Origin of the sequence: Pseudoalteromonas sp. KAN5 (genome assembly GCF_022846535.1) — a bacterium.
GTDB classification, from domain to species: domain Bacteria; phylum Pseudomonadota; class Gammaproteobacteria; order Enterobacterales; family Alteromonadaceae; genus Pseudoalteromonas; species Pseudoalteromonas haloplanktis.
The window spans coordinates 3,145,940-3,169,942 of the sequence record NZ_AP025589.1 but is presented as its reverse complement, the minus strand read 5'-3'; the positions used below and the strand labels follow the sequence as shown (position 1 = coordinate 3,169,942).

The following is a 24,003-nucleotide window of genomic DNA, read 5'->3' as shown; positions in this document are numbered from 1 at the left end:
TTTTGAGATTGATTTCTATTTACGTTGGTTTGTTGTGAAAATTCACCTTTCGATACAGTCGCTTTGTTTCGAAAGGTAAGTTTTAGAGGAAAATAGCGCTAACTTGGAATAGTTTTTCAACGACATTGATATGTTTTTTATCGATCAAAAACATAATAACGTGATCGCCAGAGTGGATCACCGTGTCATCATGCGCAATTAACACATCATCGTTACGAACAATCGCGCCAATCGTAGTACCTGCTGGCAACTTAATATCAGCAATTGCGCGACCTACTACTTTTGAGGTGTGTTCATCGCCATGAGCCACCGCTTCAATGGCTTCTGCTGCGCCTTTACGTAATGAATACACATTAACAATATCACCGCGACGAACATGGGTAAGTAAGGCTGAAATTGTGGCTTGTTGTGGTGAAATGGCAATATCAATTTCGCCACCCTGTACTAAATCAACGTAAGCGCCACGCTGTATTAACACCATGGTTTTTTGCGCGCCCATACGTTTAGCGAGCATGGCTGACATGATATTAGCTTCATCATCATTGGTTACCGCGATGAACACATCAACCTGCTCGATATGCTCTTCAGATAACAACTCTTGATCAGAGGCATCACCACAAAATACCACCGTATTATCAAGCATTTCTGAAAGTTGCTCGGCACGCTCTTTATTACGCTCAAGCAACTTTACACTGTGATTTTTTTCCAAAGAGTGTGCAAGCCCCGCACCGATGTTACCACCACCTGCAATCATAATCTTTTTGTATGAACGCTCTAGCTTTTGTAGTTCGTTCATTACAGCACGAATATGTTTCGTCGCCGCAAGGAAGAACACTTCATCATCTGCTTCGATGACCGTTGTGCCCAATGGCTTGATGGCTTTACCTTGGCGGTAAATCGCAGCAACACGGGTTTCAACATTGGGTATATGCTCTTTTAATGCTGACAGTGCATAACCTACCAACAAGCCCCCGTAGTAGGCTTTTACGGCCACAAGCGAAAGCATGCCATCGCCGAACTCTAATACTTGTAATGCTCCCGGATAATCAATTAAACGTCGAATATACTTGGTCACCAATTGCTCAGGCGCAATATAGTGATCAACTGGTAAGTCGTCGTTTTGAAAGAGCTTTTCGCGATACTTTAAGTATTGCTCCGAGCGAATTCGCGCAATTTTAGTCGGTGTATTAAAAATACTATACGCGACTTGGCAAGCGACCATGTTTACTTCATCTGAACTGGTCACTGCAATGATCATATCGGCGTCTTCCGCACCAGCGCGGCGTAATACATCAGGGTGCGCACTGTGACCAGTAACACCCTGTAGATCGTATTTATCTTGTAACTCACGTAACCGGTTACCATCAATATCTACAACCGTGATTTCGTTTTGTTCACCTACCAGGTTTTCTGCGAGTGTACCGCCTACTTGTCCTGCACCGAGTATGATTATTTTCATGGTTTACTAAACGCTTCTTATGAGTGTGTTTTTACAAGCTTGGCATAATAAAATCCGTCACTCTCACCAGGCAGTAACTGCAGCCCTGGGTTGTTTGGGGTATCGTTATCATGCAGCGGAATATGTTCGACATCGCTATTATTTGCTAAAAACTTAGCGACTTGCTGCTGGTTTTCCTGTGGTAATACAGAGCAGGTTGCATACACTAATGTGCCGCCTGGTTTTAATAAAGGCCAAATACTATTTAAAATATCGCCTTGTAATGTTGCCAGATCATTAATATCAGACGCGCGACGTAGCCACTTTATATCTGGATGGCGACGAATGACGCCCGTTGCAGAGCAGGGCACATCCAGCAAGATACGGTCAAACTGACGTTCATCCCACCATTTATGAGGCTGTGACGCATCGGCACATTGTAAGTCGGCACCTAAACCTATACGTACCAAGTTTTGCTTAACACGCTCAAGGCGAGTGGCATCGCTATCGAGTGCAAGTACATCGGCATCAGCTAACTCTAAAATATGACAGGTTTTACCACCTGGCGCTGCACAGGCATCTAGAATATGTTCGTCTGCTTTTGGATCTAAAAAGCGTGCTGCAAGTTGTGCTGCAGCATCTTGTACTGAGCAAGCACCGGTGTCGAATTCAGGCAATGAGAATACATCACGTGGTTTATCAAGTTTAATACCGTCAGGAAAGTCAGGGTTGAGCATGTGTGCAATATCATTAGCTGTGAGCATTTCGCTATATTCAGCGGTGCTATATTGCGCTTGGTTAACGCGCAACCACATTGGAGCTTGTTGCTGATTGGCCTCTAGCAGTGCCTGCCAATCATCAGGATAAGCCTCAGTGACTTGTTTGATAAACCAATTAGGGTGATTGTATAAACACACAGGAATTTGCTTGGCTTGTTCTTCTAGCTCTGCTTGTTGACGCTGAAAGCTACGTAAGATTGCGTTGATCAACCCTTTTAATCCTAATGCTCGCAGTTGTGCTAAGGCATTAACGGTTTCACTAATAGCTGCGTGCGGTGGGACGCGCATATGTTGAAGTTGGTAAATGCCCACATACAACAAAAACTGAAAAATACGGCGCTTCCCTTTGAGAGGTTGCTCAACTAAGTGTTGGCAGTAATTATCTAAGCTTGGTAAATAACGTAACACACCATAGCAAATTTGTTGCAAAAGGGCTTTATCTTTAGGCGGTAAACCTTGGCTTGCAAATGGTAACTCTTGATTGAGTGACGCGCCCTTATCAACCACGTTATATAAGATTTCGGCGGCCAGCGCCCTGACATTACTCATTATGTTCGCCTATTAGTGTGCCAGGGGTTACCCAGTCTGCTCGACCGTTTAAAAAGTCTGTAATGGCCATTGGCTTTTTGCCTTGTGGCTGTAGTTGGGTGATATTCAGCGCGTGAGTCCCGCAGGCAACCACAATACCGTGTTTATCACTTTGTAATACAGTGCCGGGAGTACCTTGTTGTTCAACCACATTTGCTTGGTAGATTTTAACCGTGTTGCCGCCCATTTGGGTAAAACATACTGGCCAAGGATTGAATGCGCGAATATTACGCTCTATTTGTAGCGCATCCATAGCCCAGTCGATATTTGCTTCTTCTTTAGATAGCTTTTTAGCGTAATTAGCCTGTTCATCATCTTGTACTTGCGGGGTAATTTCGCCATTGACCAATTTAGTGATGGTGTCGATTAGTGACTTTGGGCCTAGTTCGGCAAGTTTGCTGTACAAACTTGCACTTGTTTCAGTTGCTTCAATAGGGCAGCGGCTGATATGTAGCATGTCGCCAGTATCTAAGCCTTCATCCATTTGCATTATTGTAACGCCTGTTTCTTCATCACCCGCCCAAATTGCGCGTTGAATTGGCGCAGCTCCACGCCAGCGCGGTAAAATTGAGCCATGCACATTTAAGCAACCAAGACGCGGCGCTTCTAAAATAGCTTTTGGTAGTAATAGACCATAAGCGACTACAATCATAATGTCGGCATTTAAGCTGCTTAATTCACTGAGAGCGTCGTCGCTTTTTAATGACGCAGGTTGAAAAACAGGTAAGTCGTGCTGTAAAGCCAGTTCTTTGACCTCACTGGCTTTTAGTTTTTTACCGCGGCCAGCGGGGCGATCTGGTTGGCTGTAAACGCCCACTATTTGATGTTCAGAATCAATTAGAGCTTGTAAATGGCGCGCAGCAAAATCGGGCGTACCGGCAAAAATAATGCGTAATGGTTGTGTCACTGAGTTTTCCTAAGGTACTTATTACTGTGCTGCAAATTTAGCTTCTTTTTCAAGCTTTTTACGAATACGTTGGCGCTTTAGCGGCGATAAATAATCGATAAATAATTTGCCTTTTAAGTGATCTAATTCATGTTGAATACAAATCGCTAGCAGCTCATCGGCATCTAAGCTGAATTCTTCGCCTTGCTCGTTTAGCGCGGTCACTGTAACGGTTTCTGCGCGGTCAACTTTTGCATAAGAGTGCGGTACTGATAAACAACCTTCTTCACTCACAGTTTTACCATCTTGTTTAATGATAGTTGGATTGATCAGCACTAACGGCTCATTACGCTCTTCAGAGACATCAATGACCACTATACGTTGATGAATATCGACTTGTGTGGCAGCCAACCCAATGCCGTTTTCATCATACATAGTCTCCAGCATGTCTTTAACAATTTCGCGAACTTGATCGTCAACTGCAGTGACTTCTTTTGCTATAGTACGTAAACGCTCATCTGGAAATCTTAAAACTTCTAACCTAGCCATAGTAACCTTTTTCACTTGTGCTTAATTTAGGGTATTGTATGCTCTTATTTTAGCCATTCGCGTTCACCTTTAACAGGTTTTGGTCGATAATAATGAAAAAACACTACAAGGAAGCTCAATGAAATACCCATTATTTGCGGCAATGTTAGCATTTAGTGCTACTTTTCCATCATTAGCTGATGTATTAACAATAAAAAAAGATGCGCCTAAACAATACGTTGTAAAAAAAGGCGATACGTTATGGGATATTTCAGGCATTTATTTGGAGCAGCCGTGGCAATGGCCTGAGCTTTGGCAAATGAACCCGCAAATTAATAATCCACACCTGATTTATCCAGGCGATGCTTTGTCTTTGATCTATGATGAGCATGGTAATCCGCGTTTGGTGGTAAATTCGGGCTATAAAAAGCTTTCTCCACATGGGCGTATTACGCCAAAAGGTAAAAATGCGGTTCCTACGCTCCCACTGGAATTATTACGACCTTACCTAACCTACGAGCAAGCAATTGATGCAAAAGAAATTGCAGAAAAACCGTATATTCTTGGCGCGAATGTGAATACTAAAATGAACACCGAAGGGCACATTGTTTACGTTAAAGGTGATTTAGAGCTTTACGAATCGTACGCTATTTACCGTAAAGGCCAAGAGTTTATTGATCCCAACACCAATGAAGTACTCGCCAATAATACGCAATTGGTGGCTGTAGGTCGGGTATTTAGAAAGGGGGATGTTGCTAACGGTGTACCTGCTTCAGTTAAACTTGAACAGGTAAAGCAAGAAATTAAACCAGCTGATTTTTTAATGCCGGCAATGGATGGTCAGTTATTACCAGCCTATTTTAATATTCACCGTCCTGAGCAACCAGTAGACGGAACAATCATATCATCAGTTAGTGGTTTGCGAGAATTCAGCACAATGGACATTGTAGTGCTAAACTTAGGGTCAGAGCAGGCAATTAAAGAAGGTCACATTTTAGATATTGAGCGTCAATCACCAACGGTTTTTGATGGTCGAAATGGTCCTCGCTATAAAGAAGATTCGAATAGTCTTGAGAAATTAGTGACTAAAACCAACGAATTTTTTGGCGCTGAACCGGATGAAGACACTAAAGTGTGGCATATGCCAAAAGAAAAAGTCGGTGAGCTAATGGTATTTAAAGTTTATAACAATGTTAGCTACGCTTTAATCGTAAAAAACCAGCACCCAATCCGAGTCGGTGATTTTGTAGTAATAAATTAATGCAGGTTTGTGTGCTCTAAGGAGAGAGCATGAAAGATTCATCAGGCAAGTTAACAGATTGGCTTGCCTTTTATTTATGCAAAGGTTTGGGGGTCAAAACCCTACTCGCATTATCGCAAACGCAGCCGCTTGAAAGTCTATTCAAGCTGACACACAAGCAGCTCACAGAATGCGGCCTAAGCCCTCAGGTTGCCAGCAGTTTATTAGCAACTGATTGGCGCCAAGTAGAGCATTACCACACATTAATTAAGCAAGCACAGATAACCGCAATTAATTACTTTGATCCTCTCTATCCTCCTTTATTAAAAGAAATCGCCAGCGCGCCTTTATTATTGTTTTGTCGTGGTAACTTAGCGTTATTGAGTAGCCCGCAGATCGCGATTGTTGGAAGTCGTAATGCGACGCCCACCGGGCTGGAAATTGCAGCTGAATTTGCCCATCAACTGACATTAGCTGGACTCACGGTTACTTCTGGGATGGCGCTTGGCATTGATGGTGCAGCTCATAAAGGTGCGCTGGCAGGGAGCGGCAATACGATAGCTGTGTTAGGTACTGGTGTGGATGTTCATTATCCGAAACGGCATAAACTACTGACGGAGCAAGTTTGTGAGCATGGGTTGTTAGTCAGTGAGTTTTTACCCGGTACGGCTGCTAATGCCAATAACTTCCCTCGGCGTAACCGTATAATATCTGGTTTATCACTTGGGGTGTTAATTGTTGAGGCGCAAATTAAAAGTGGTTCGTTGATTACGGTGCGCTATGCGCTGGAACAAAATAAAGAAGTGTTTGCGGTGCCGGGTTCAATTAAAAACCCACTCTCTGAAGCCAGTCACTTTTTAATTAAGCAAGGAGCAAAGTTAGTTGAAAATGTCAGTGATATTCTTGATGAAGTAAGCTTTTTTTGTGAAAGCAGTCTATATAATATAGAGGAGTTGAAAGATGATGAAGCTGCCTGTCGAGTGCTAAGCAGTGTTGGTTATGAAGTGACAGCGGTAGACTTAATAGCCCAACGTAGCCAATGGTCAATAGATAAAGTACAAGCTCGTTTGCTTGATCTTGAGTTAGCAGATAAAGTAGAACGTGTATTAGATGGCTATATTAGAATTCGATAAGCTTTAGTTTTAGAGTGCAAGCTTGGAGGAAGTAACATGTTCGATATCCTCATGTATTTGTTTGAAAACTATATTCACAGTGAAGCAGAAGTCTTTGTTGAGCACAACGAACTCACCGATGAGTTGCTGCGGGCCGGTTTTAATAAGCCCGAAATATACAAAGCACTTGATTGGCTAGAACAGCTTGCTGATTTACAGCACAGTGATGAATTCCCTTATCTAAATGCTCACCCACATCATGCCGTACGTATTTTTACCGACAGCGAATGCCAGATGCTCAGTACTGAATGTCGCGGCTTTCTAATGTTTGTTGAGCAAGTTGGGGTGATCAATAGCGCCACCCGTGAAATGGTGATGGATCGTTTATTTGCGTTAGACAAGCCTTTCATCTCTCTCGATGATCTTAAATGGGTTGTACTTATGGTGTTGTTTAATGTGCCAGGATCAGAGCAAGCTTATGCACAAATGGAAGAGCTCATTTTTGATGAGCCAGCAGAAGTATTACATTAACTTGTATCTTTAATTAGTTTGGGTATATTAGGCGAAAATTAGCCAGCTGCTTAGGAAACACATGAGTAAAATTGATCAATCACTTTTCTCTGCAAACCAACATGCCTTAGAAAAAGAATACGAAGTGTGTCCGCAATGTGGGTCAGAACTTGTAATTCGCAATAGTAAGTCGGGCCCTTTTCTTGGTTGTGCTAGTTACCCTAAGTGTGATTTTATTCGCTCGCTCGCTCAGCATGATAATCACCAAATTAAAGTGCTTGAGGACAGCCCATGCCCAGTATGCGGCAATCCATTAGTTGTTAAAAATGGCCGCTATGGCATGTTTATCGGCTGCACGGATTATCCCAATTGTCATTATATTGCTCATGATGAACCCAAGCCTAATCAAGAGGCCTTGCCAACTTGCCCGAAATGTGAAAAAGGCCAGTTGGTCGCACGTAGCAATAAATTTGGTAAAACCTTTTATTCATGCAACAGCTATCCAAGTTGCAAATATACATTGAATTTTAAACCTGTTGCCCACACTTGCCCTGCATGTCAGTGGCCAGTGATGATGCAAAAGCAAATGACTAACAGTGTTGTGTTACAATGCCCACAGAAAAGTTGTTCGCATAAATTCACTGTCGAGCAATAATTACCCGCTTATATTTTTAGTATTGGAGATTTTTTGTGACTGATTCAACTTCAGTTCCTTTAACTGCCGTTGCTGCACTAGAGCAAGGTGGCGTTATTGTTTATCCAACCGAAGCCGTTTATGGTTTAGGTTGTGATCCAGATAACCAACAAGCGGTGGAACGCTTATTGGCAATAAAACAGCGTCCAGTAGAAAAAGGCCTCATTTTAATTGCAGATAACTACGGGCAATTATTAAAGTACGTTGATGATGCAAAAATTCCTATGGATAAGCGTGCTGATATTTTTTCGCAGTGGCCGGGTGCGATAACTTGGGTGATGCCCGCAGCTAAAAACACACCCAAATGGCTAACCGGCCAGTTTGATACCATTGCTGTTCGTGTTACAAACCATCCAACGGTCAAGCAGTTATGCCAACAGTTTGGCAAGCCGCTAGTTTCTACCAGTGCGAATCTATCAGGCCAAGATACCGTGACCAGCATTGCAATGGCGAAAACAGAATTTGACCAACAAGTGGCGTTTTATGTTGACGAAGCGCTTGGCGGTAACACCCAACCAAGCACTATAAAAGATGCTATGACTGGCAAAGTATTTAGAGGATAAACATGCACAGTAATTTACTCGAACAAGTAAAAAGCTACCTAATGGCTTTGCAAGATACAATTTGCCAAGGTTTAGAGCAGGCTGACGGGCAAGCCCAATTTGTCGAAGATAGCTGGCAACGTGCTGAAGGGGGCGGTGGTCGCACTCGCGTGATTCGTGATGGCAATGTTATCGAGCAAGGCGGTGTTAATTATTCTCACGTGTTTGGTGCATCAATGCCAGCATCAGCGACAGCGCATAGGCCAGAGCTCGCAGGGCGTAGTTTTCATGCTTGTGGCGTATCTTTGGTTATTCATCCAAAAAATCCGCACATTCCAACAAGTCACGCCAATGTACGCTTCTTTATTGCTGAAAAAGAAGGTGAACAGCCTATTTGGTGGTTTGGTGGCGGTTTTGACTTAACACCATTTTATCCCGTGTTTGACGATGTTAAACACTGGCACCAAGTTGCTCATGATCTTTGTGCGCCGTTTGGTGATGACGTATACCCGAAATATAAAAAATGGTGCGACGAGTATTTTTATATTAAACATCGTGATGAAACCCGTGGAGTAGGTGGCTTGTTCTTTGATGATTTAAATGAGCAAGGGTTTGAAAAGAGTTTTGCCTTTATGCAAGCAGTAGGTAATGGTTTTTTAGATGCATATTTACCAATTATTGAATGCCGTAAAGACACCCCAATTACACAGCAACAGCGGGACTTTCAATTGTATCGTCGTGGCCGTTATGTTGAGTTTAATCTAGTGTGGGACCGTGGTACCTTGTTTGGCTTACAAACAGGAGGGCGCACAGAATCAATTTTAATGTCGATGCCACCACTTGCTCGTTGGGAATATAATTATGTTCCTGCTGCTGATAGCGCTGAAGCACAATTATACCAATATTACTTACGCCCCCAAGATTGGCTAAGTGCAGAGCCAAGTAACTTAATCGCCAGAGAGTGGCAGTTATAAATTGCAAAGGCGCTGAGAATGCGCCTTTTTGCTTAACCTGAACTTTGCTGTTTAATGTTGGTTAATCATATGGCTAGCAAGCTGTTCAAGTGATTTTCGTAGCCCTTCGCGCAGTAATGGGTTATCAATTTCAATATCAAGCGCTTTATTCATACAGTACATCCATTGATCGCGTAAATCCTGATCAATCGGAAATGGCATATGGCGTTTACGCAACATTGGGTGGCCATATTTCTCAACAAATAAGTCAGGGCCACCTAACCAACCGGATAAAAATTCAAAAAATACTTGGCGTATACGATCTAATGGTTGAGGATGCATATCATATAACGGTTTGGCGTATTCATCACTTGCCATAATATCGTAGAATCTATTGGCTAGGGCACGCGCACCTTGTTCACCACCCATTATTTGATAGGGGGTATTTTCTGGCGTTGGCGCTTGTTGTGGTTCAGCTGGTTTCGATTTTGAGAAAAGTCGTCTAATCATAATTTTATCATCGTTAATTAACAGTGTTTACTGTACAAAGAGGTTGCTTGAACATGGACAAATATGCGGTTTTTGGAAACCCAATCGAACACTCAAAATCACCCGCAATACATACGCAATTTGCAGCCTCTTTAGGTGAACAAATCGACTACCGCGCAATATTAGCACCGATTGACGGTTTTAAAAAATCAGTCACAGACTTTTTTGTGCAGGGAGGCCTTGGAGCAAATGTGACGATGCCATTTAAAGAGCAAGCTTATGAATTGGTTGACGAGCGAACTGAGTTAGCGACCATTGTTGGTGCTGTAAACACAATAAAGCTACTAGATGATGGTCGTTTACTAGGTGATAACACCGATGGTGTTGGCTTTGTTAATGACTTATTGGCAAATAACGTTGAGCTTAAAGGTAAACGTATTTTATTAATTGGTGCTGGTGGTGCTGCTCGAGGTGTCGTGCTACCGCTATTAGCTCAGCAGCCTAGTGAAATTGTTATCGTAAACCGTACTGCGGCAAAAGCTAAAGCGCTTGCTGAATTATTTGCACAATATGGAAAAGTAACAGGCTACGGTTTTGATGATTTGCCAGTTGGTGATTACTCGCTAATTGTAAACTCTACATCTAGCAGCATGTTGGGTGAATTACCTGCACTAAATAAAAAACACCTAAGCGGCTGTGACTGCGTTTATGATATGTTTTATTCACTAAAAAGCACCTTGTTTATGCAGTGGGCTCAGGATCATAAAGCTGATATTAACGTACTTGATGGTAGTGGGATGTTGGTTGGCCAAGCTGCACAAGCATTCTATGTATGGCGCAATAAAATGCCAGAGATATTACCTGTCGTAAGAGCGTTAAAAGCAGGGGAGCTCAAATGAATCAAGCCATCCAATTTATCGATAGAATTGAGTTTAATGAGCAAACTCAGCTATTAACCTTTTTCGCGCAGGTTAGCGGATTGATGGTTGAATGTATTATTGATACGCACAGCCTAGCCATTTCGGATAATGCAGCCGCAAAACTGTATTTTGAATCACTGCGTTTTGATTATGAAGAGCTTGCTGAGCAACTAATCGAAGATGAAGAGTATAACTCAGCAGGGCAAATTGAAATTAAAGCACTCAATTAGCCTTCTTCTAAGTACTCGTCTTTTAGCTCTACATAGTTATTCGCAGAGATCTTTAAAAAACTCAGTTCTTGCTCAGTTAACAGACGAGCTTGCTTTACAGGGCTACCAACATAAAGGTAGCCTGACTCTAAACGTTTATTTGGTGGCACTAATGAGCCACCGCCAATAATCACATTATCCTCGACAATAGCGTTATCCATTACAATGGCACCCATGCCTACTAATATACGGTTTCCTAAACGGCACCCGTGCAGCATTACCTTATGCCCTACGGTTACATCATCACCAATAATTAGTGGGTAGCCATCAGGATTACTTTTACTAGAACGTGTTAAATGTAATACGCTGCCATCTTGTATATTGGTACGCTCACCAATACGTATATAGTTAACATCTCCACGCGCTGCGACTAGAGGCCAAACACTACTGTTTGCGCCTAAAGTAATATCACCAACCAAAACAGCAGATTCATCTATATACACAGATTGATCAAAATTTGGAGTAACTCCTTTATAAGAACGGATAGTCATTTGAGTACCTAAAAATATTGAAGTAAGTAAAGTAGAGTGTATCAGCAGAGCCTATAAAATGGCCAGTGGGTAGTTAGGTTGCTTAGAAAAGTATCGTTTTTGGTGTGTTTAGCTCGTAAAACAGACGAACAGCACTTTATTTGAAGTTTTCTTTAAAAAACGCTTGCGTTAAAATCTGTTCTCCCTATAATGCGACCCCACTGAGACGGCAGAGCAGGCAACGCTTAGCGAGGCAGCAGCTAATCAGTAAGTCGAGTAAAACTTGAGTTTAGATTTTTAGAAAGTTTAAAATTAAGTGTTGACAAAAAAATAGGAAATCGTAACATGCGCAGCCCTAGCGAGATAAAGCAAAGCGCTTTAATCGCAACGTTCTTTAACAATATAAAGCAATCATCTGTGTGGGCACTCGTACAGATTGAGTTCTAACAGCAGATTCTAGTTCGCTAGATGACGCAAACAAATTTAGAGTCTCAATTGAACTGAGTGACCAACAGCAATAAATTTATTTATTGCAGCACAGTCAATTCAATATCGAAAGATATTAAATAAATTCAGAATTCATTGAGCTGTTCTTCGGAACATAAAAACTTTTAATTGAAGAGTTTGATCATGGCTCAGATTGAACGCTGGCGGCAGGCCTAACACATGCAAGTCGAGCGGTAACAGAGAGTAGCTTGCTACTTTGCTGACGAGCGGCGGACGGGTGAGTAATGCTTGGGAATATGCCTTTTGGTGGGGGACAACAGTTGGAAACGACTGCTAATACCGCATGATGTCTACGGACCAAAGTGGGGGACCTTCGGGCCTCACGCCAAAAGATTAGCCCAAGTGGGATTAGCTAGTTGGTAAGGTAATGGCTTACCAAGGCGACGATCCCTAGCTGGTTTGAGAGGATGATCAGCCACACTGGGACTGAGACACGGCCCAGACTCCTACGGGAGGCAGCAGTGGGGAATATTGCACAATGGGCGCAAGCCTGATGCAGCCATGCCGCGTGTGTGAAGAAGGCCTTCGGGTTGTAAAGCACTTTCAGTAAGGAGGAAAGGTTGAGTGTTAATAGCACTTAGCTGTGACGTTACTTACAGAAGAAGCACCGGCTAACTCCGTGCCAGCAGCCGCGGTAATACGGAGGGTGCGAGCGTTAATCGGAATTACTGGGCGTAAAGCGTACGCAGGCGGTTTGTTAAGCGAGATGTGAAAGCCCCGGGCTCAACCTGGGAACTGCATTTCGAACTGGCAAACTAGAGTGTGATAGAGGGTGGTAGAATTTCAGGTGTAGCGGTGAAATGCGTAGAGATCTGAAGGAATACCGATGGCGAAGGCAGCCACCTGGGTCAACACTGACGCTCATGTACGAAAGCGTGGGGAGCAAACAGGATTAGATACCCTGGTAGTCCACGCCGTAAACGATGTCTACTAGAAGCTCGGTTCCTCGGAACTGTTTTTCAAAGCTAACGCATTAAGTAGACCGCCTGGGGAGTACGGCCGCAAGGTTAAAACTCAAATGAATTGACGGGGGCCCGCACAAGCGGTGGAGCATGTGGTTTAATTCGATGCAACGCGAAGAACCTTACCTACACTTGACATACAGAGAACTTACCAGAGATGGTTTGGTGCCTTCGGGAACTCTGATACAGGTGCTGCATGGCTGTCGTCAGCTCGTGTTGTGAGATGTTGGGTTAAGTCCCGCAACGAGCGCAACCCCTATCCTTAGTTGCTAGCAGGTCATGCTGAGAACTCTAAGGAGACTGCCGGTGATAAACCGGAGGAAGGTGGGGACGACGTCAAGTCATCATGGCCCTTACGTGTAGGGCTACACACGTGCTACAATGGCGCATACAGAGTGCAGCGAACTCGCGAGAGTAAGCGAATCACTTAAAGTGCGTCGTAGTCCGGATTGGAGTCTGCAACTCGACTCCATGAAGTCGGAATCGCTAGTAATCGCGTATCAGAATGACGCGGTGAATACGTTCCCGGGCCTTGTACACACCGCCCGTCACACCATGGGAGTGGGTTGCTCCAGAAGTAGATAGTCTAACCCTCGGGAGGACGTTTACCACGGAGTGATTCATGACTGGGGTGAAGTCGTAACAAGGTAGCCCTAGGGGAACCTGGGGCTGGATCACCTCCTTATACGATTTAGAACTTATTTGTTCGAAGTGTCCACACAGATGATTGTTAGTTAGTAAGCCGCAAGGTTTATTAATTAATATGCTCTTTAAAAATTTGGAAAAGCTGATAATAAAATTCGTATGAATAACATTGTTATTTATACAGAGTTTTCAAAAGTAAAAAAGAATGATAGCAGTATCATTCAGTGCCATTTAATTGTTTCTTTGAAATGATTGATTGGTATCTACTTTAGTATTCAATATTAACTTCTGGCGAAGTTAAACTGTCACAAAACAAAGACCCGTTTGGGTTGTATGGTTAAGTGACTAAGCGTACACGGTGGATGCCTTGGCAGTTGGAGGCGATGAAGGACGTATTAACTTGCGATAAGCTTAGTCGAGCTAGTAAAAAGCACTTGAGACTAAGATTTCCGAATGGGGAAACCCACCTGCTTGCAGGTATCGTTAACTGAATACATAGGTTAACGAGGCGAACGCGGAGAACTGAAACATCTAAGTACCCGTAGGAAAAGAAATCAACCGAGATTCCGGAAGTAGCGGCGAGCGAAACCGGAACAGCCCTTAAGCTTATAATGTGTTAATGGAAGGCTCTGGAAAGTGCCACGATACAGGGTGATAGTCCCGTACATGAAAATGCATTTTAAGTGAAATCGAGTAGGTCGGAGCACGTGAAACTTTGACTGAATATAGGTGGACCATCATCTAAGGCTAAATACTCCCAACTGACCGATAGTGAACCAGTACCGTGAGGGAAAGGCGAAAAGAACCCCTGTGAGGGGAGTGAAATAGAACCTGAAACCGTGTACGTACAAGCAGTAGGAGCAGACTAGTTCTGTGACTGCGTACCTTTTGTATAATGGGTCAGCGACTTATATTTTGTAGCGAGGTTAACCGATTAGGGTAGCCGTAGGGAAACCGAGTCTTAACTGGGCGAATAGTTGCAAGGTATAGACCCGAAACCCGGTGATCTAGCCATGGGCAGGTTGAAGGTTGAGTAACATCAACTGGAGGACCGAACCCACTAACGTTGAAAAGTTAGGGGATGACCTGTGGCTAGGAGTGAAAGGCTAATCAAACCGGGAGATAGCTGGTTCTCCCCGAAATCTATTTAGGTAGAGCCTCGGACGAATACTTACGGGGGTAGAGCACTGTTAAGGCTAGGGGGTCATCCCGACTTACCAACCCTTTGCAAACTCCGAATACCGTAAAGTACTATCCGGGAGACACACGGCGGGTGCTAACGTCCGTCGTGAAGAGGGAAACAACCCAGACCGCCAGCTAAGGTCCCAAAGTCATAGTTAAGTGGGAAACGATGTGGAAAGGCCCAGACAGCCAGGAGGTTGGCTTAGAAGCAGCCATCCTTTAAAGAAAGCGTAATAGCTCACTGGTCGAGTCGGTCTGCGCGGAAGATGTAACGGGGCTAAACTATGCACCGAAGCTGCGGATTCAAAATTTATTTTGAGTGGTAGGGGAGCGTTCTGTAAGCCGTTGAAGGTGACCCGGGAGGGTTGCTGGAGGTATCAGAAGTGCGAATGCTGACATGAGTAACGATAATGCGGGTGAAAAACCCGCACGCCGGAAGACCAAGGGTTCCTATCCCATGTTAATCAGGGTAGGGTAAGTCGACCCCTAAGGCGAGGCCGAAAGGCGTAGTCGATGGGAAACGGGTTAATATTCCCGTACTTGGTATAATTGCGATGGGGGGACGGAGCAGGCTAAGCAAGCATGGCGTTGGTAGTCCATGTGAAAGTGAGTAGGTTGGTGACTTAGGAAAATCCGGGTTGCTAAGACTGAGACACGAGACGAGCCACTAAGGTGGTGAAGTTGCTGATGCCATACTTCCAGGAAAAGCCTCTAAGCTTCAGATTATACCGAATCGTACCCCAAACCGACACAGGTGGTCAGGTAGAGAATACTAAGGCGCTTGAGAGAACTCGGGTGAAGGAACTAGGCAAAATCGTACCGTAACTTCGGGAGAAGGTACGCTCCTATCTGTGATGAGATTTACTCTCTAAGCGGACGGGAGCCGCAGTGACCAGGTGGCTGGGACTGTTTATTAAAAACACAGCACTGTGCAAAATCGCAAGATGACGTATACGGTGTGACACCTGCCCGGTGCCGGAAGGTTAATTGATGGGGTTAGTTTTCGGACAAAGCTCTTGATCGAAGCCCCGGTAAACGGCGGCCGTAACTATAACGGTCCTAAGGTAGCGAAATTCCTTGTCGGGTAAGTTCCGACCTGCACGAATGGTGTAACCATGGCCACGCTGTCTCCACCCGAGACTCAGTGAAATTGAAATCGCAGTGAAGATGCTGTGTACCCGCGGCTAGACGGAAAGACCCCGTGAACCTTTACTACAGCTTGGCACTGAACATTGAACCTACATGTGTAGGATAGGTGGGAGACTTTGAAGATGAGACGCTAGTCTTGTTGGAGTCGTCCTTGAAATACCACCCTTGTAGTTTTGATGTTCTAACGTTGGCCCCTGAATCGGGGTTACGGACAGTGCCTGGTGGGTAGTTTGACTGGGGCGGTCTCCTCCCAAAGAGTAACGGAGGAGCACGAAGGTTGGCTAAGTACGGTCGGACATCGTACGGTTAGTGTAATGGTAGAAGCCAGCTTAACTGCGAGACAGACACGTCGAGCAGGTACGAAAGTAGGTCATAGTGATCCGGTGGTTCTGAATGGAAGGGCCATCGCTCAACGGATAAAAGGTACTCCGGGGATAACAGGCTGATACCGCCCAAGAGTTCATATCGACGGCGGTGTTTGGCACCTCGATGTCGGCTCATCACATCCTGGGGCTGAAGTCGGTCCCAAGGGTATGGCTGTTCGCCATTTAAAGTGGTACGCGAGCTGGGTTTAGAACGTCGTGAGACAGTTCGGTCCCTATCTGCCGTGGGCGTTTGAGAATTGAGAGGGGTTGCTCCTAGTACGAGAGGACCGGAGTGAACGAACCGCTGGTGTTCGGGTTGTCATGCCAATGGCATTGCCCGGTAGCTACGTTCGGAACTGATAAGCGCTGAAAGCATCTAAGCGCGAAGCAGGCCTCGAGATGAGTTCTCACTAGACTTTTAAAGTCTCTGAAGGGCCGTTGAAGACTACAACGTTGATAGGCAAGATGTGGAAGCATGGTGACATGTTAAGCTAACTTGTACTAATTACCCGTGAGGCTTAACCATACAACGCCAAACGCGTTTTATCATTTACGTCCATGTAAATGACTAAAGCCGCACAAGTGCGTTAAAATCTGTTCCAGACAGATTTTTATGTGACTGTTTAAGCGCAGAAGTTAAGATTGTAGGTCGTGATTTATCGCGACAACTAAAGTAGATTTACTAGCAGCTGTAAGCGATAAGCTTTAAGTTGTAAGAAAACAATTATCAGATTTTCCAGATTTTAATTAATTGGCTCGCAAGAGCGGATTAATACCCAATTTGCTTGGTGACAATAGCGTTTTGGACCCACCTGACCCCATGCCGAACTCAGTAGTGAAACGAAACAGCGCCGATGATAGTGTAGCATTTGCTATGTGAAAGTAGGTCATCGCCAGGCTCCAAATAAGAGAAACCCGTTACAGCAATGTGACGGGTTTTTTGTTGTCTGGAATAAAGTATAGCAGTCAGCGTTAAGCCGTCAGCTATCAGCCGCACAGTGTCAACCTGGACACCGTAGCGTGGGTTGAGTATCTGATACTCATGGATAAATAAAGCCACAGACAATGAGAGCGTAGCATTTGCTATGTGGCTCTCTACCGCTGTAGGCACTACGTCATCCCAGGCTCCAAATAAGAGAAACCCGTTACAGCAATGTGACGGGTTTTTTGTTGTCTGGAATAAAGTATAGCTGTCAGCGTTAAGCCGTCAGCTATCAGCCGCACAGTGTCAACCTATACACCGTGATGAGTCTCTGACACCCACGGAGAAAAGAACGCCACGAACTCCTCAGAGCGCAACATACACCTTTAAAACGGCTTGCCTCTTTCACTCTCCCATACTTTAATCTTGAAAAACTCGAAACTCGAAACTCGAAACTCGAAACTCGAAACTCGAAACTCGAAACTCGAAACTCAAAACTCAAAACTCAAAACTCAAAACTCAAAACTCAAAACTCAAAACTCAAAACTCAAAACTCGAAACTCGAATGTAGCAGGTCATCCTATAGTGTGGTTTTCAGCTGTTAGCCATAGCGTGTCTTTTTAAAGGTAAAGGGCGCATCGGCTTTTAATAACCTTCAATCGTGTCGTGAAGCGAGTAAATGTGATTTTAGTGGTAGGAGCCATGTATAAAAATTTGTATACACGGCTCTTTATGAGGGTTTAGGTAGTAGCTGAGCAATGAGTATTTTAAATGAGTGTGTTAATTGAAAATACTTTTCACATCTTGTTCATTAAACACATAATCTTTTAAGCAGTAGTGACAGCTGATTTTCACTTCTCCATTTTCGGCAACGTCATCTAACAATGCTTGTTGGCCTACATTAACCAGTGCGGTGATGGTTTTCTCTCTACTACAACCACATTTAAATTGGATTGTTTGCGGCTCATATACGCGAGGGTTATCTTCATGGTACAGGCGTGTTAATACCGTGGCGGCATCAAGCTTTAAGAGTTCTTCATCTTTAATAGTATTACTAAGCGCTTCTAAATGGATAAAGTCTTCAACAGATTTTTCTTTATTAACAGGGAGTACCTGTAGTAATAAACCCGCAGCCTTTGCATTATCTGCGGTGGTGTCTGTGGCAAACCATAGGCGAGTTTGTAATTGCTCTGACTGAGTGAAATAAGCTTCTAGACATGCAGCTAAGGTATCGTGCTCAAGCGGCACTATACCTTGGTAACGTTCTCCCTTGGTTGGGGTAATAGTCAATACCATTACACCATTGCCAATTAAATCTTGAATTGTTGACCCTGTTACTTCACTTTGTAGGCGAGCAATACCGCGCATGTTTTGTTTATGGTCACCATTGATAACGGCGTATTTCACTGGGCCATCGCCTTGCAGTTGCACGGCAATGTCACCTTCAAACTTTAAAGTCGCAGTAAGTAGACAGGTTGCGACCAATAACTCCCCTAATAGTGCTTGTACTGGAGCTGGGTAATTATGATTGGCAATCATTTCATTATAAGCTTGCTCTATTTGCACGAGTTCGCCGCGGACGTCTAGTTGATCAAATGTATAACGATGAAGTAAATCTTGTTGCATGAGTGGCTTTACCTAACTTGATTTCATTTTTAAAAGTTCGCGTCTTTGCTTTTTATCTGGTTTACGATCCGGATGCGGTGCAAAAAAGCTATTGTTCTTGCGCGCGATGCTATTGGCTTCGCGTTTTTCGATACTTGCATCTGATTCTTGATACAAGGTTTGAGCAATGGGGGCACTTAAGCGTTTATCAAGTAATTTAAGCACAGTGATAACTTTTTCATCAACTCCTTGAGCAAGTTTAATCACGGCATCTAATTCGACTATTTTGCTAGGTTTAGTGCGTTGACCATTATAATGCACTTTACCACCTTGCACCATGTCCCGTGCGATTGCGCGGGTTTTATAAAAGCGAGCAGCCCACAACCACTTGTCTAAGCGGACACTCATTGCTTCATCTTTTGACGTGGAATTACGGGTGTTACTTTTTGACACAATTGTACTCTTTAAAAGCGTGGCTCTGTAAGGCAAAATTTAGCATGAAACTTACTAACAAAGAAATAGTCGAAGCTTTTCAGGTTCATCGTAAGCGTTAATTTACCTTGTTTACAAAGTTTAATATTAGTGCGCTTGTTGAATGAAAAATGAAAAGGTACTATAGGCCAGCGATAAAGCAGTAAATTAAAATAAGAACATCATTTATGGAACAACGATTACAACAGCTAAAACACTTAGTAAGTAAATTACCCCATGCTAAATTGAGTTGGGTGGTAACGCTTTTAGCCGTTGTTTATATTGCCTTTTTAGCTGCAAAGTTATTTTGGCTAATATGGCCCTTGCCTGCTAACCAAAGCCTTTCTCCAAGCTATATTAATACTGCTACAGGTAAACCCGAACGCGTAAATACGCAATCAATTTTAGAGCAAAACTTGTTTGGTAAGGCTGATGCAGCCCCTAAAAAACCAGTAAGTAAGCAAACACAAGTTATTAACAATGCTCCAGAAACACGATTAAGTATTAATTTAACTGGTATCGTTGCGGTCAGTGGCAATGATCTGACCGGTTTGGCAATTATTGAATCTCAAGGGCAACAAACAACTTATTTAGTTGATGATGTTATACAGGGCACGCGCGCTAAACTAGCGCAAGTATTGCCTGACCGCGTAATTTTAGATGTCAGTGGTCGCTTTGAAACATTAATGCTAGATGGTATGGATTTTACCAAAACAGTATCAATGCCTGTACTTGCTGAGCGCGAAAGTGATGAGCCAGAACTTGACGCCGGCCCGCAAATGGAAAGTGATCGACAAATAGATGTAACAGCGGACCAAGATGTAAAAGAAGAGATTATAGAAACCCGCGAAGAGCTATTAAAAGATCCCGGTAAACTATTTGACTATATTCGAGTATCTCAGGCTATGAAAGACGGTGAACTAGTTGGTTACCGTTTAAGCCCAGGTAAAGATCCTGCCTTATTTACTAAGATGGGACTACAAAATAATGATTTAGCTGTTTCGATTAACGGCTATCAACTAACTGATTTACAACAGGCCATGTCAGCTATTAACGAGCTGCGTAATAGCACCGATGCAAACATCACGATTGAACGTGATGGCGAGCAAATCGATGTACAATTTAGCCTGCAATAACCTAGCTTTGGAGTTCTAATATAATGGTTCACGCGCTACACCTCAAAAAAATCAGAAAAGGGTTAGCTAAGTACGCAACACTTTTTTTTGCGGCTAGTTTATCTCTATCGGTGTCTGCCGTGGAGTATGCTGCAAACTTTAAAGGGACCGATATTAACGAGTTCATAAATATCGTTGGTAAGAATCTGAATAAAACCGTCATTATTGATCCTAACGTGCGTGGAAAAGTAAATGTGCGTAGTTATGAATTGATGGACGAGGCGCTTTATTATCAATTCTTTTTAAATGTTTTAGAGGTTTACGGCTATTCAGTCGTTGAAATGGATAATGGCATTTTAAAGATCGAAAAAAGCTCTGATGCAAAAAAATCAAACGTGCCGTTAGTCACGCAAGATGATCAAGCTCGTGGAGATATGATGATCACCCGTGTGGTGCGCGTTAAAAATGTGAGTGTGCAAGAGCTTGGCCCATTGGTTCGCCAGTTTAGTGACCAAAAGGATGGTGGTCATGTAGCAAACTTCAACGCCGCTAACGTAATGATGTTGACCGGCCATGCTGCGTCAGTAAATCGTCTTGTGGAAATTATTCGCTCAGTTGACCAAGCGGGTGATAAACGCGTTGATATTGTGAAGCTAAACTTTGCTACGGCAGATGATGTGGTTTCTGTTGTCGAAAATATTTATAAAGATAGCGGCAAAGGCAGTATTCCTGAATTTTTGATCCCTAAAGTAGTCGCCGATGGTCGTACCAATAGCGTAATTGTTAGTGGTGAAGGTCAAGCTAGAACTCGTGCAATTGAATTAATTAAACGCTTAGATGGTGAATTACAAAGCCAAGGTAATACGAAAGTAATTTATCTTAATTACGCAAACTCTGAAGACTTAGTAAAAGTGCTACAAGGGGTAAGTAAAACCCTTGCCGAAGAAGGCCAAGGCGCAGCAACTAAAACTCGTAGCCGCAGTCAAAATGAAACCAGTATTGAAGCGCATCCTGATTCCAATTCATTAGTCATTACTGCACAACCTGATACTATGCGTTCACTGGAATCGGTTATTGAGCGTTTGGATATCCGCCGCGCGCAAGTACTTGTTGAAGCCATTATTGTTGAAGTAATGGAAGCTGATGGGATTAACTTTGGCTTACAGTGGATTACAGAGCAAGGTGGCATGATGCAGTTTAATAACGGCAGTACCGTGCCTGTTGGCTCACTTGCTGTTGCCGCAGAGCAAGCACAAGACAAGGTTATTGAAGGTACAGTGATAGGTTCAGAAAGTGGGAATGTTAACAATACCACTGAAACAGTTGAAGGTGACTTAGGTCCTCTAGCTACATTACTCGGTGGTATCAATGGCTTAGCCATGGGTATTATCAAAAATGACTGGGGCGCGATTATTCAGGCGGTCTCTACTGATACTAACTCTAATATTCTTGCTACGCCTTCTGTTACCACTATGGATAACGAAGAAGCGTCAATCATTGTTGGTCAAGAAGTGCCTATTATCACAGGTTCACAAACTGGTTCTAATAACTCAAACCCATTCCAAACAGTTGAACGCCAAGAAGTGGGTGTAAAACTTAAAGTAACACCACAGATTAATGATGGTACTGCTGTGCAGTTGACTATCGAGCAAGAAGTGTCAGGTGTAAGCGGTGCTACTTCAGTTGATATTTCAATTAATAAACGTGCAATTAAAACCACAGTGATGGCTGATGATGGTGGTATGGTGGTACTGGGTGGTCTAATCGATGAAGACGTGCAAGAAAGTGTCTCTAAAGTGCCATTGTTAGGTGATATTCCTATTCTTGGTCATTTATTCCGTTCAACTAGCACCAGTAAACGTAAACGTAACTTAATCGTGTTTATTCGCCCAACGATTGTTCGTGATGGCATTAAAATGAATAAACTCAGCCACAGTAAATATAACTTTATTCGTGGTGAGCAGTATAAACAGAAAGAAGATGGTATTGATCTAATGCCGCTCACTGAAGCGCCTATCTTACCTGAGTGGAATGATGCCCTGGTACTGCCGCCGACCTATGAAGAGTATTTAAAGCAACAAAACGCAGATGAGCGCAATAATGACTGATGCAATCACTGAGATCACCGATGAGCACGCTAAGCCGTTAGATAACAGCGAATTGATGACTAGCGATGACTTGGTCGAGCTGCCAAATAAGCGATTGCCGTTTTCTTATGCGCGACGTGCTGGCATGTTATTAAGTAAAAATAATGATGACCGAGTAGTTTTCTATCGTGGTGAACTCGATATAGATGCACTGCTAGAAGTACGCCGCATAGCTGGACATGGTTTTACGCTTGAGCAATTACCGGATGATAAATTTGAGTTGTTACTAGAAGCCTCTTATCAACGCGATAGCTCGGAAACCCAGCAGATGATGGAAGATATCGGTAATGAAGTTGATTTATTCTCGCTTGCTGAAGAAATGCCGCAAACTGAAGATTTATTAGCAGGCGATGATGATGCGCCAATTATTAAGCTGATCAATGCGATGCTCAGTGAGGCGATTAAAGAAGGTGCCTCGGATATTCATATTGAAACCTTTGAGCAAGAGTTAGTGATCCGTTTTCGGGTTGATGGTGTGCTTAAAGAAGTACTGAAACCAAACCGTAAGCTGGCCTCGTTACTTGTTTCGCGTATTAAGGTAATGGCGAAACTCGATATTGCTGAAAAGCGTATCCCACAAGATGGACGAATTAGTTTAAGGATTGCCGGACGTGCAGTTGATGTCCGGGTATCAACTATGCCATCAAGTTTTGGTGAGCGTGTAGTACTGCGTTTACTCGATAAAAATAACGCCCGCTTAAACCTTGAAGATTTAGGTATGACGTTGCGTAACCGTGAGTTATTTTCTGACCTGATCAGCAAACCGCACGGTATCATTTTGGTGACCGGGCCAACAGGCTCCGGTAAAAGTACCACGCTGTATGCGGGAATGAGCCAAATTAATTCTCGCGACCGTAATATTTTAACGGTTGAAGATCCAATTGAGTATGAAATCCCAGGCATTGGTCAAACACAGGTCAATACCAAAGTTGATATGACCTTTGCTCGTGGCCTGCGTGCCATATTGCGTCAAGATCCAGATGTAGTGATGGTTGGTGAAATACGTGACCTTGAAACCGCGCAAATAGGCGTTCAAGCTTCATTAACGGGTCACTTAGTGATGTCTACGTTGCATACAAATACTGCCGCGGGTGCAATATCGCGTATGGAAGACATGGGGGTTGAGCCTTTCTTATTATCATCCTCCTTACTCGGTGTGCTTTCACAACGACTAGTGCGAACTTTATGTAACAGCTGTAAAGAAGCGCATGTTGCCGATGAGCGAGAATGTGAATTACTTGGCGTACCATTTGCTGAGCCGCCGACAATTTATCGAGCAGTTGGCTGTGAAGAGTGTAACTTTAATGGTTATCGTGGTCGTACAGGTATTCATGAGCTGCTGGTTGTTGATGAAACTGTGCGTGAGCTAGTACACAGTGGTAAAGGTGAGCAGAGTGTTGAAAAGTACATTCGTAAGCATACGCCCAGTATTCGCCAAGATGGTTGCAGCCGTGTATTAGCGGGTAAAACGACCCTTGAAGAAGTATTACGTGTAACACGTGAGGAAGGCTAACC

The 24,003-nt window shown here is 43.5% G+C and carries 19 protein-coding genes and 3 rRNA genes; 14 read left to right on the top strand and 8 right to left on the bottom strand.

Annotation, left to right across the window (positions count from 1 at the left end; all coding sequences use genetic code 11):
• Nucleotides 1-82: 82 nt before the first annotated feature.
• Genes trkA through def form a run of 4 tightly spaced genes read right to left on the bottom strand, consistent with a single transcriptional unit; the run spans nt 83 to nt 4,240 of the window.
• A complete protein-coding gene (gene trkA, locus KAN5_RS14230) occupies nt 83-1,459 on the bottom strand; it encodes a Trk system potassium transporter TrkA (RefSeq protein WP_016710398.1) in 1,377 nt (458 codons plus the stop codon).
• Nucleotides 1,460-1,476: 17 nt separating this feature from the next.
• A complete protein-coding gene (gene rsmB, locus KAN5_RS14225) occupies nt 1,477-2,766 on the bottom strand; it encodes a 16S rRNA (cytosine(967)-C(5))-methyltransferase RsmB (RefSeq protein ID WP_244389967.1) in 1,290 nt (429 codons plus the stop codon).
• Nucleotides 2,759-3,712 carry a methionyl-tRNA formyltransferase gene (fmt, locus tag KAN5_RS14220; RefSeq protein WP_138554303.1) on the bottom strand — a complete coding sequence of 318 codons (954 nt, stop codon included), beginning with the start codon at nt 3,710-3,712 and terminating at the stop codon, nt 2,759-2,761. The genes rsmB and fmt overlap by 8 nt, the downstream gene beginning before the upstream one ends.
• Nucleotides 3,713-3,733: 21 nt before the next feature.
• Nucleotides 3,734-4,240 (bottom strand): peptide deformylase, encoded by a 507-nt coding sequence (gene def, locus KAN5_RS14215; RefSeq protein WP_016710395.1) that lies wholly within the window; start codon nt 4,238-4,240, stop codon nt 3,734-3,736.
• Nucleotides 4,241-4,358: 118 nt separating this feature from the next.
• Between def and KAN5_RS14210 the strand changes: the two genes are divergently transcribed.
• From KAN5_RS14210 to hemF, 6 genes are all read left to right on the top strand, one after another.
• Nucleotides 4,359-5,480, top strand: coding sequence for a LysM domain-containing protein (locus KAN5_RS14210; RefSeq protein WP_244389966.1), 1,122 nt, complete (start codon nt 4,359-4,361; stop codon nt 5,478-5,480).
• Between the two features lie 29 nt (nt 5,481-5,509).
• Nucleotides 5,510-6,592 carry a DNA-processing protein DprA gene (dprA, locus tag KAN5_RS14205; protein WP_016710393.1) on the top strand — a complete coding sequence of 361 codons (1,083 nt, stop codon included), beginning with the start codon at nt 5,510-5,512 and terminating at the stop codon, nt 6,590-6,592.
• A 36-nt stretch (nt 6,593-6,628) separates the two neighbouring features.
• Nucleotides 6,629-7,102 (top strand): DUF494 family protein, encoded by a 474-nt coding sequence (locus KAN5_RS14200; RefSeq protein WP_016710392.1) that lies wholly within the window; start codon nt 6,629-6,631, stop codon nt 7,100-7,102.
• Nucleotides 7,103-7,163: 61 nt separating this feature from the next.
• Nucleotides 7,164-7,736 carry a topoisomerase DNA-binding C4 zinc finger domain-containing protein gene (locus KAN5_RS14195; protein ID WP_244389965.1) on the top strand — a complete coding sequence of 191 codons (573 nt, stop codon included), beginning with the start codon at nt 7,164-7,166 and terminating at the stop codon, nt 7,734-7,736.
• Between the two features lie 35 nt (nt 7,737-7,771).
• A complete protein-coding gene (locus KAN5_RS14190; protein ID WP_016710390.1) occupies nt 7,772-8,338 on the top strand; it encodes an L-threonylcarbamoyladenylate synthase in 567 nt (188 codons plus the stop codon).
• A 2-nt stretch (nt 8,339-8,340) separates the two neighbouring features.
• Nucleotides 8,341-9,291, top strand: a complete 951-nt coding sequence (gene hemF / locus KAN5_RS14185) for an oxygen-dependent coproporphyrinogen oxidase (RefSeq protein ID WP_016710389.1) — start codon at nt 8,341-8,343, stop codon at nt 9,289-9,291.
• A 51-nt stretch (nt 9,292-9,342) separates the two neighbouring features.
• Here hemF and KAN5_RS14180 read toward each other — a convergent pair whose 3' ends face one another.
• Nucleotides 9,343-9,780, bottom strand: a complete 438-nt coding sequence (locus KAN5_RS14180) for a group II truncated hemoglobin (protein WP_016710388.1) — start codon at nt 9,778-9,780, stop codon at nt 9,343-9,345.
• A 53-nt stretch (nt 9,781-9,833) separates the two neighbouring features.
• Between KAN5_RS14180 and aroE the strand changes: the two genes are divergently transcribed.
• A complete protein-coding gene (gene aroE, locus KAN5_RS14175; RefSeq protein ID WP_244389964.1) occupies nt 9,834-10,658 on the top strand; it encodes a shikimate dehydrogenase in 825 nt (274 codons plus the stop codon).
• Nucleotides 10,655-10,909, top strand: coding sequence for a DUF1488 domain-containing protein (locus tag KAN5_RS14170; protein WP_016710386.1), 255 nt, complete (start codon nt 10,655-10,657; stop codon nt 10,907-10,909). Before aroE ends, KAN5_RS14170 begins: the two co-directional genes overlap by 4 nt.
• Here the strand turns inward: KAN5_RS14170 and KAN5_RS14165 are convergent.
• Nucleotides 10,906-11,439 carry a gamma carbonic anhydrase family protein gene (locus tag KAN5_RS14165; RefSeq protein ID WP_016710385.1) on the bottom strand — a complete coding sequence of 178 codons (534 nt, stop codon included), beginning with the start codon at nt 11,437-11,439 and terminating at the stop codon, nt 10,906-10,908. The genes KAN5_RS14170 and KAN5_RS14165 overlap by 4 nt on opposite strands.
• A 591-nt stretch (nt 11,440-12,030) precedes the next feature.
• Here KAN5_RS14165 and KAN5_RS14160 point away from each other — a divergent pair.
• The 3 genes from KAN5_RS14160 (at nt 12,031) to rrf (ending at nt 17,127) form a co-directional block, all read left to right on the top strand.
• Nucleotides 12,031-13,572, top strand: a 16S ribosomal RNA gene (locus KAN5_RS14160).
• A 295-nt stretch (nt 13,573-13,867) separates the two neighbouring features.
• Nucleotides 13,868-16,754: ribosomal RNA gene (locus tag KAN5_RS14155) — 23S ribosomal RNA — on the top strand.
• Between the two features lie 258 nt (nt 16,755-17,012).
• A 5S ribosomal RNA gene (gene rrf, locus KAN5_RS14150) occupies nt 17,013-17,127 on the top strand.
• The 16S, 23S and 5S rRNA genes sit together here, the layout of an rRNA operon.
• 803 nt (nt 17,128-17,930) lie before the next feature.
• Here the strand turns inward: rrf and hslO are convergent.
• Nucleotides 17,931-18,776 (bottom strand): Hsp33 family molecular chaperone HslO, encoded by an 846-nt coding sequence (gene hslO / locus KAN5_RS14145; RefSeq protein WP_016710322.1) that lies wholly within the window; start codon nt 18,774-18,776, stop codon nt 17,931-17,933.
• A 12-nt stretch (nt 18,777-18,788) separates the two neighbouring features.
• A complete protein-coding gene (hslR, locus tag KAN5_RS14140) occupies nt 18,789-19,163 on the bottom strand; it encodes a ribosome-associated heat shock protein Hsp15 (protein WP_050901608.1) in 375 nt (124 codons plus the stop codon).
• Between the two features lie 251 nt (nt 19,164-19,414).
• Here hslR and gspC point away from each other — a divergent pair, with 251 nt between their 5' ends.
• From gspC to gspE, 3 genes are read left to right on the top strand one after another with little or no spacing between them, the layout of a single operon-like run.
• A complete protein-coding gene (gspC, locus tag KAN5_RS14135) occupies nt 19,415-20,362 on the top strand; it encodes a type II secretion system protein GspC (RefSeq protein ID WP_016710324.1) in 948 nt (315 codons plus the stop codon).
• 23 nt (nt 20,363-20,385) lie between these two features.
• Nucleotides 20,386-22,449: a type II secretion system secretin GspD gene (gspD, locus tag KAN5_RS14130; RefSeq protein ID WP_244389963.1), complete on the top strand. Its 2,064-nt coding sequence runs from the start codon at nt 20,386-20,388 to the stop codon at nt 22,447-22,449.
• Nucleotides 22,442-24,001, top strand: coding sequence for a type II secretion system ATPase GspE (gene gspE, locus KAN5_RS14125; RefSeq protein ID WP_029216273.1), 1,560 nt, complete (start codon nt 22,442-22,444; stop codon nt 23,999-24,001). The genes gspD and gspE overlap by 8 nt, the downstream gene beginning before the upstream one ends.
• Nucleotides 24,002-24,003: the final 2 nt, after the last annotated feature.